Below are 7,636 nucleotides of genomic sequence, written 5' to 3'. Positions count from 1 at the left end.
GACGAGGGCCCGGCCGCGGGGGCGGCCGGGTGCCGCGTACACCGCCCAAGCGCCGTGGCCGAGTCCCCGGGAGCACCTCGGGAACCCGGCCACGACGCTTTTCCCTTGACACCCCACCAGTAACTCCGGACCCCGCCGTTCCCTCACGGTGTGACGTGTGGCACCATGCTGGCCACCCCCACCGGCACAGCCCTCACAGGAGACACTTCCTAGTGCAGCAATCCGCCGTTCCGGAACTGGCACACACGCACACCCGTCCGATCCACTGGCTGGCCACGGCGACCGCCCTCGCCGGGGTGGTCGCGGCCTCCGGCTTCCTGCAGCCCGACCGGGCCACGGCCGCCCAGCACGGCCCCGAGTCGAAGACGGCCCCGGCCGCCGTGGCGCCCCCCGACCCGGCCGGCGTCGAATTCCCGATCGAGTGCGGTCCCACCGAGGCCGCTGTCCAGAAACAGGCCTCCGGCGACCTCGACGGCGACGGCCGCCCCGAGACGGTCGCCGTGGTCCGCTGCGAGGCCGGCTCCGGCACTCCGCCCAGCGGTGTCTACGTCGTCACGCGGTCCGCGGACGACCCGAAGCCCCGCGTCGTCGCCACCCTGGTCGACCCGAAGGACCGGCTGAGCGTCGAGGAATTCGCCGTCCGTGACGCCACGATCACCGCGACCCTGCTCGGCTACTCGTCGCGCGACGTACCGAGTTGCTGTCCGGACGTGACCGAGCGTGCCAAGTGGCAGTGGAAGAACGGCGCGTTCGTACGCTCGACACCGTCCGGGGCCCACAGCGTGTGAGGGCGAGGTCGGGCGTGAGAAATCAGACAAGTGGTTACGCGGAGTGGCTTTCCGGTCACTCCGCGTCGGGGCCGTAGACCTCGACCCTGTCCGAAACCCGACGCACGTGGATGCAGTCGCCCGGGCACTCCTTCGCGGAGTCGGCGACATCACGCAGAAGCGTCAGCGGTACGGGCGTTGTGGCGCCCGGGGCCTGCAGGAGTTCGTCCTGGGAGCTCTTCACGTAGGCCAGGCCGTCGATGTCCAGCTCGAAGACCTCGGGGGCGTACTGGGCACAGATTCCGTCGCCCGTACAGAGGTCCTGGTCGATCCAGACCTCAAGCCCCTCGCCGTCGACTCCGGCCTCCTGCTGCACGGTCTTTTCTCCTGCCGTTTCCTGCGCCGAGCGATCCGAAGACTTGGGAATCGGGCCAGCTCTGGCGGGTGTTGAACACTTCGACCCTACCTCCGTCGGCTTCCCAGTCACGTTGTGTGGGTATTCCACTGGCGTGAGGGAGAGCGCAAGGGTGAAGATCGGACACACCTCGACCGTCTTTGTGATCTAGGGGTTTCAATCGACACCCACCCAGGTAGGGTCTGGAAGCGTCCAGCTCCCCTTGGAGGAGGTGAGGACCGTGGCAGCCCACGACGACGACATGAACCGCGGCATCCGCCCGGGACGAGGGTCCGACGACCCGTCCGGGCAGATTGCCTACCTTGAGCAGGAGATCGCCGTCCTGCGACGCAAGCTCGCCGACTCTCCGCGACACACGAGGATTCTCGAAGAGCGGATCGTCGAGCTGCAGACAAACCTGGCCGGCGTGTCCGCGCAGAACGAGCGGCTCGCCAACACCCTCCGAGAGGCCCGCGACCAGATCGTGGCACTCAAGGAGGAGGTCGACCGGCTCGCACAGCCGCCGGCCGGCTTCGGTGTCTTCCTCGTGGCGAACGAGGACGGCACGGCCGACATCTTCACCGGGGGCCGCAAGCTCCGGGTGAACGTCAGCCCAAGCGTCGAGCTCGAAGAGCTCAGGCGCGGCCAGGAAGTGATGCTCAACGAAGCCCTCAACGTGGTCGAGGCCATGGAGTACGAGAGCGTCGGCGACATCGTCACCCTCAAGGAGATCCTCGAGGACGGCGAGCGCGCCCTCGTGGTGGGGCACACCGACGAGGAAAGGGTGGTGCGGCTCGCCGAGCCGCTGATGGATGTCACCATCCGCCCCGGCGACGCCCTGCTGCTCGAACCCCGCTCCGGCTATGTCTACGAGGTCGTTCCCAAGAGCGAGGTCGAGGAACTCGTCCTCGAAGAGGTCCCCGACATCGGCTACGAGCAGATCGGCGGTCTGGGCGGCCAGATCGAGATGATCCGCGACGCGGTCGAGCTCCCCTACCTCTACCCCGACCTGTTCAAGGAGCACGAACTGCGGCCGCCCAAGGGCGTACTGCTGTACGGGCCCCCCGGATGCGGTAAGACGCTCATCGCCAAGGCCGTCGCCAACTCGCTGGCCAAGAAGGTCGCCGAGGTGACCGGACAGGCCACGGGCAAGAGCTTCTTCCTCAACATCAAGGGTCCCGAGCTCCTCAACAAGTACGTCGGTGAGACCGAGCGGCAGATCCGCCTCGTCTTCCAGCGTGCTCGTGAGAAGGCCAGCGAGGGCACCCCCGTCATCGTCTTCTTCGACGAGATGGAGTCCCTCTTCCGCACCCGTGGATCAGGCGTCAGCTCGGACGTGGAGAACACCATCGTCCCGCAGCTGCTCGCCGAGATCGACGGCGTGGAGGGCCTGCAGAACGTGGTGGTGATCGGCGCCTCGAACCGTGAGGACATGATCGACCCCGCGATCCTGCGTCCCGGCCGTCTCGACGTGAAGATCAAGATCGAGCGTCCGGACGCCGAGGCGGCCAAGGACATCTTCGCCAAGTACCTCACCGAGCGCCTCCCGCTGCACTCCGACGACGTCGGCGAGCACGGCGGCAGCAAGACCACCACGGTCCAGAGCATGATCCAGACCGCCGTCGAGCACATGTACACCGAGTCCGAGGAGAACCGCTTCCTCGAGGTCACGTACGCCAACGGCGACAAGGAAGTCCTGTACTTCAAGGACTTCAACTCCGGCGCCATGATCGAGAACATCGTCGGCCGCGCCAAGAAGATGGCGATCAAGGACTTCCTCGAGCACAACCAGAAGGGTCTGCGGGTCTCCCACCTGCTCCAGGCCTGCGTGGACGAGTTCAAGGAGAACGAGGACCTGCCGAACACCACCAACCCGGACGACTGGGCCCGTATCTCCGGAAAGAAGGGCGAACGGATCGTTTACATCCGGACGCTCATCACCGGAAAGCAGGGCGCGGACACCGGACGCTCCATCGACACGGTGGCGAACACCGGTCAGTACCTGTAAAAGACAGGGTGGCTGCGGGTGCCCTCACTGGGTACCCGCAGCCGACTGTTTTCCAGGGCACAGCTGGAGCTGAGCAATGACGCAAATGATCTCCCCACCAGCGCAAAGGCGCTCTAGGCTCTTCGGTACCGCCGAGTCGCGCAGTGCGGGGACGGGCACCGCACACGCACCGGAGCGCCAGCGGTACTTGAGCTGCGTCCCCGACCGAGGACGCAGCCGGGCAAGGAGGGCCGCATGACCGTACGGCGAGTAATGGGCATCGAGACGGAGTACGGGATCTCCGTCCCCGGCCACCCCAACGCCAATGCCATGCTCACCTCGTCCCAGATCGTCAACGCCTACGCGGCGGCGATGCACCGGGCCCGGCGGGCCCGCTGGGACTTCGAGGAGGAGAACCCGCTGCGGGACGCGCGGGGCTTCGACCTCGCCCGCGAGGCCGCCGACTCCAGTCAGCTCACCGACGAGGACATCGGCCTCGCCAATGTCATCCTCACCAACGGGGCGCGGCTGTACGTGGACCACGCACACCCGGAGTACAGCTCTCCCGAAGTGACCAACCCGATGGACGCCGTCCTGTGGGACAAGGCCGGCGAGCGCATCATGGCGGAGGCCGCGGAGCGCGCGGCCCAGCTGCCCGGCGCCCAGCCGATCCACCTCTACAAGAACAACACCGACAACAAGGGCGCCTCGTACGGCACGCACGAGAACTACCTGATGAAGCGGGAGACCCCCTTCTCGGACATCGTGCGCCACCTGACGCCGTTCTTCGTCTCGCGCCAGGTCGTCACCGGAGCGGGCCGCGTCGGTATCGGCCAGGACGGGCACGAGCACGGCTTCCAGCTCAGTCAGCGCGCCGACTACTTCGAGGTCGAGGTGGGCCTGGAAACCACTCTCAAGCGTCCGATCATCAACACGCGTGACGAGCCGCACGCGGACGCCGAGAAGTACCGCCGCCTGCACGTGATCATCGGCGACGCGAACCTCTCGGAGATCTCGACCTATCTCAAGCTCGGCACGACCGCCCTCGTCCTGTCGATGATCGAGGACGGCTTCATCGCCGTGGACCTCGCCGTGGACCAGCCGGTGCGCACGCTGCACCAGGTCTCGCACGACCCGACCCTCAAGCGCCTGATCACTCTCCGTAGCGGCCGGACGCTCACCGCGGTCCAGCTGCAGATGGAGTACTTCGAACTGGCGCGCAAGTACGTCGAGGAGCGGTTCGGCGCGGACGCGGACGAGCAGACCAAGGACGTGCTCACTCGTTGGGAGGACGTCCTGGGGCGCCTGGAGAGCGATCCCATGAGTCTGGCGGGCGAGCTGGACTGGGTGGCCAAGCGGGAGCTCATGGAGGGCTACCGGCGCCGTGACAGCCTCGAATGGGACGCGGCACGGCTGCACCTGGTCGACCTCCAGTACGCCGACGTGCGCTCGGAGAAGGGTCTCTACAACCGTCTCGTGGCCCGCGGCAGGATGAAGCGCCTGCTGGACGAGACGGACGTGGAGCGGGCCGAGACGAAGCCTCCGGAGGACACCCGCGCGTACTTCCGCGGGCGCTGTCTGGAGCAGTACGCGGACGACGTCGCGGCGGCCTCCTGGGACTCGGTGATCTTCGATCTGCCGGGCCGGGACTCGCTCCAGCGGGTCCCAACCCTTGAGCCGCTTCGCGGAACGCGTAATCACGTCAAGGAGCTCCTCGACCGCTGCCGTACGGCGGAAGACCTGGTCAGGGTCCTTTCGGGCGGCTGATCCGGCCGCCGCGGCCCTCGGGCCGATACGGCGGGGCGAGGTGGAAAGAGGCGGCGTCCGGGAATCATCGAGGTGACCCCCGGACGTTGTAGCAACTGCGGGGCCGATGTCGGACCCTGCTTGTAGGGTCTGATCAAGAACGTCGAACCGAGCGGGGTGAGGGTTATGGCGACCAAGGACACCGGCGGCGGACAGCAGAAGGCGACGCGCAACACCGAGGAGGTCGAGGAGACCGCGCAGGACGCGCAGGGATCCGAGGACCTCAAGGAGCGCCAGGAGAAGCTGTCGGACGATGTCGACTCCGTACTGGACGAGATCGACGACGTCCTCGAGGAGAACGCAGAGGACTTCGTGCGTTCCTTCGTCCAAAAGGGCGGAGAGTAACCCCGGTTGTCCGCCCCGGAGTCGGCCCGTTCCATCGGGTCGGCGCCGGGACGGATGACTGGCGTAGGTACGGGTATGGTCCGTGCACAGATTTGATGATCGGCTCGGCCGTCCCCGGCGGGCCGCCGCCTACGTGGAAGGACATCGCGTGGAAGCCAACCCTCGTAGCACCGGGCGTCTGCCGGCTGCCTTCCTGACGCCCGGCTCGTCCTCGTTCATGGACTTCCTGTCCGAACACCAGCCGGCCATTCTCCCGGGCAACCGGCAGTTGCCGCCCATGAAGGGCGTCATCGAGGCACCGCACGGGACCACGATCGTGGCCGCCACGTTCCCCGGCGGTGTCGTGCTCGCGGGTGACCGCCGGGCCACCATGGGCAACATGATCGCCCAGCGCGACATCGAGAAGGTCTTCCCGGCCGACGAGTACTCGGCGGTGGGTATCGCCGGTACGGCCGGTCTGGCCGTGGAGATGGTGAAGCTGTTCCAGCTGGAGCTGGAGCACTTCGAGAAGGTGGAGGGCGCCACGCTCTCCCTGGAGGGCAAGGCGAACCGCCTGTCCACGATGATCCGGTCCAACCTCGGCATGGCCATGCAGGGCCTGGCCGTGGTCCCGCTCTTCGCGGGGTACGACGTGGACCGGGAGAAGGGCCGCATCTTCTCGTACGACGTGACGGGCGGCCGCTCCGAGGAACACGGCTTCGCGGCCACGGGCTCCGGCTCGATCTTCGCCCGCGGTGCCATGAAGAAGCTGTACAGCAAGGACCTGACCGAAGACCAGGCCACGACGCTCGTCGTACAGGCGCTGTACGACGCGGCCGACGACGACTCGGCGACCGGTGGTCCCGATGTCGCCCGCCGGATCTACCCGATCGTCACCGTGATCACCGCAGACGGATTCCGTCGCCTCACCGACGACGAGTCCTCCGAGATCGCCCGCTCGATCCTGGAGCGGCGCCTTGAGCAGCCCGACGGCCCACGGGCCGCGCTGCTCTGACAGCGGACCTCTTGTCAAGGTGATCGAGTGACTTCCACAGAAAGGGACGGATAGCCGGTGTCGACGCCGTTCTATGTATCACCCCAGCAGGCCATGGCCGACCGGGCGGAATACGCCCGCAAGGGCATCGCCCGTGGCCGCAGCCTCGTCGTGCTGCAGTTCGCCGACGGCATCGTGTTCGTCGGCGAGAACCCGTCCCGTGCGCTGCACAAGTTCAGCGAGATCTATGACCGGATCGGTTTCGCTGCCGCAGGCAAATACAACGAATACGAGAACCTCCGGATCGGCGGCGTCCGTTACGCCGACCTCCGGGGCTACACCTACGACCGTGACGACGTGACCGCCCGCGGTCTCGCCAATGTCTACGCCCAGACGCTCGGCACGATCTTCTCCTCCGCGGCGGAGAAGCCGTACGAGGTGGAGCTGGTCGTCGCCGAGGTGGGGGAGACCCCCGAGGGCGACCAGATCTACCGCCTTCCGCACGACGGGTCGATCGTGGACGAGCACGGCTCGGTCGCGGTCGGCGGCAACGCCGAGCAGATCAGCACCTACCTGGACCAGCAGCACCAGGAGGGGATGTCGCTCGCCGAGGCGCTCAAGCTGGCCGTTCAGGCGCTGTCGCGCGACACGAACGGCACTGAGCGGGAGATCCCCGCGGAGCGGCTGGAGGTCGCGGTGCTGGACCGTACGCGGCCGCAGCAGCGCAAGTTCAAGCGGATTACCGGGCGGCAGCTCGGTCGGTTGTTGGAGGAGGGCGGGGCTTCCACCGCCGCGGAGGCCGAGGACCCGGAGGACGAGGACTGACCTCCTCGACCTGATTGAACCTTGTGTGCCCCCGGCCTGTTGCAGGCCGGGGGCACACGGTGTTTCGGGGACTCCGGCCGGTGGGTCGCGTGCGGCTCCGTGGGGGCTTGTCGCGCAGTTCCCCGCGCCCCTGATGGTGTACAGGTCGGTGGGCCGTGTGCGGGCTGTGGTGGGTTGAGCGCGCAGTTCCCCGCGCCCCTTACGGGGCGGCTGGTGGGGCTGTGGAGCCTCGGACCACCAGGTGTACCGGGATGTCCTCGCCGGTGGGCTCGCGGGCGTTCAGGACGGCCAGGAGGGCTTCCATGCCGCGTTCGCCGAAGAGGTCGGCGTCCAGGCGGACCGTGGTGAGTTCCGGGTCCAGGGCCGTGGCGAGGGCCAGGTCGTCCAGGCCGGTGACGGAGATATCGTCGGGGATGCGCAGGCCCAGGCGGCGGGCGGCCTTGTAGGCCCCGCCGGCCAGTTTGTCGTCGTCGCAGACCAGGGCGGTGGGGCGGGGGCCTGGAGCGGCCAGGGCGGCCTCGGCGGCGGCCAGGGCGCCG

Annotated in this window: 8 protein-coding genes; 6 read left to right on the top strand and 2 right to left on the bottom strand. The window is 67.7% G+C overall.

Translation table 11 applies throughout. The annotated features are described in order from the left end of the window. Nucleotides 1-212 precede the first annotated feature (212 nt). Nucleotides 213-788: a hypothetical protein gene (locus O3Q52_RS44695; protein ID WP_269654246.1), complete on the top strand. Its 576-nt coding sequence runs from the start codon at nt 213-215 to the stop codon at nt 786-788. Nucleotides 789-843: 55 nt separating this feature from the next. On the opposite strand, the gene O3Q52_RS44690 is transcribed toward O3Q52_RS44695, so the two are convergent. Then, nucleotides 844-1,143, bottom strand: a complete 300-nt coding sequence (locus O3Q52_RS44690) for a ferredoxin (RefSeq protein ID WP_055618382.1) — start codon at nt 1,141-1,143, stop codon at nt 844-846. A 259-nt stretch (nt 1,144-1,402) separates the two neighbouring features. On the opposite strand from O3Q52_RS44690, the gene arc reads away from it, so the two are divergent. The 5 genes from arc (at nt 1,403) to prcA (ending at nt 7,097) form a co-directional block, all read left to right on the top strand. Further along, nucleotides 1,403-3,169: a proteasome ATPase gene (gene arc / locus O3Q52_RS44685; RefSeq protein WP_055618381.1), complete on the top strand. Its 1,767-nt coding sequence runs from the start codon at nt 1,403-1,405 to the stop codon at nt 3,167-3,169. 234 nt (nt 3,170-3,403) lie between these two features. Next, nucleotides 3,404-4,915 carry a depupylase/deamidase Dop gene (dop, locus tag O3Q52_RS44680; RefSeq protein ID WP_369124185.1) on the top strand — a complete coding sequence of 504 codons (1,512 nt, stop codon included), beginning with the start codon at nt 3,404-3,406 and terminating at the stop codon, nt 4,913-4,915. A 165-nt stretch (nt 4,916-5,080) separates the two neighbouring features. Further along, the gene (locus tag O3Q52_RS44675) at nt 5,081-5,299 is read left to right on the top strand and encodes a ubiquitin-like protein Pup (protein ID WP_269654245.1); all 219 of its coding nucleotides are present in this window, start codon (nt 5,081-5,083) and stop codon (nt 5,297-5,299) included. A 148-nt stretch (nt 5,300-5,447) separates the two neighbouring features. Continuing rightward, nucleotides 5,448-6,293 carry a proteasome subunit beta gene (gene prcB / locus O3Q52_RS44670; protein ID WP_055618379.1) on the top strand — a complete coding sequence of 282 codons (846 nt, stop codon included), beginning with the start codon at nt 5,448-5,450 and terminating at the stop codon, nt 6,291-6,293. 57 nt (nt 6,294-6,350) lie between these two features. Beyond that, nucleotides 6,351-7,097: a proteasome subunit alpha gene (prcA, locus tag O3Q52_RS44665; RefSeq protein WP_269654244.1), complete on the top strand. Its 747-nt coding sequence runs from the start codon at nt 6,351-6,353 to the stop codon at nt 7,095-7,097. A gap of 199 nt (nt 7,098-7,296) precedes the next feature. On the opposite strand, the gene O3Q52_RS44660 is transcribed toward prcA, so the two are convergent. Beyond that, a partial coding sequence (locus O3Q52_RS44660) for a substrate-binding domain-containing protein (protein ID WP_269654243.1) occupies nt 7,297-7,636 on the bottom strand: 340 nt, incomplete at its 5' end.

Source organism: Streptomyces sp. ActVer (assembly GCF_027270795.1).
Lineage (GTDB): Bacteria > Actinomycetota > Actinomycetes > Streptomycetales > Streptomycetaceae > Streptomyces > Streptomyces umbrinus_A.
This window is presented reverse-complemented; position numbering and strand designations above follow the sequence as displayed.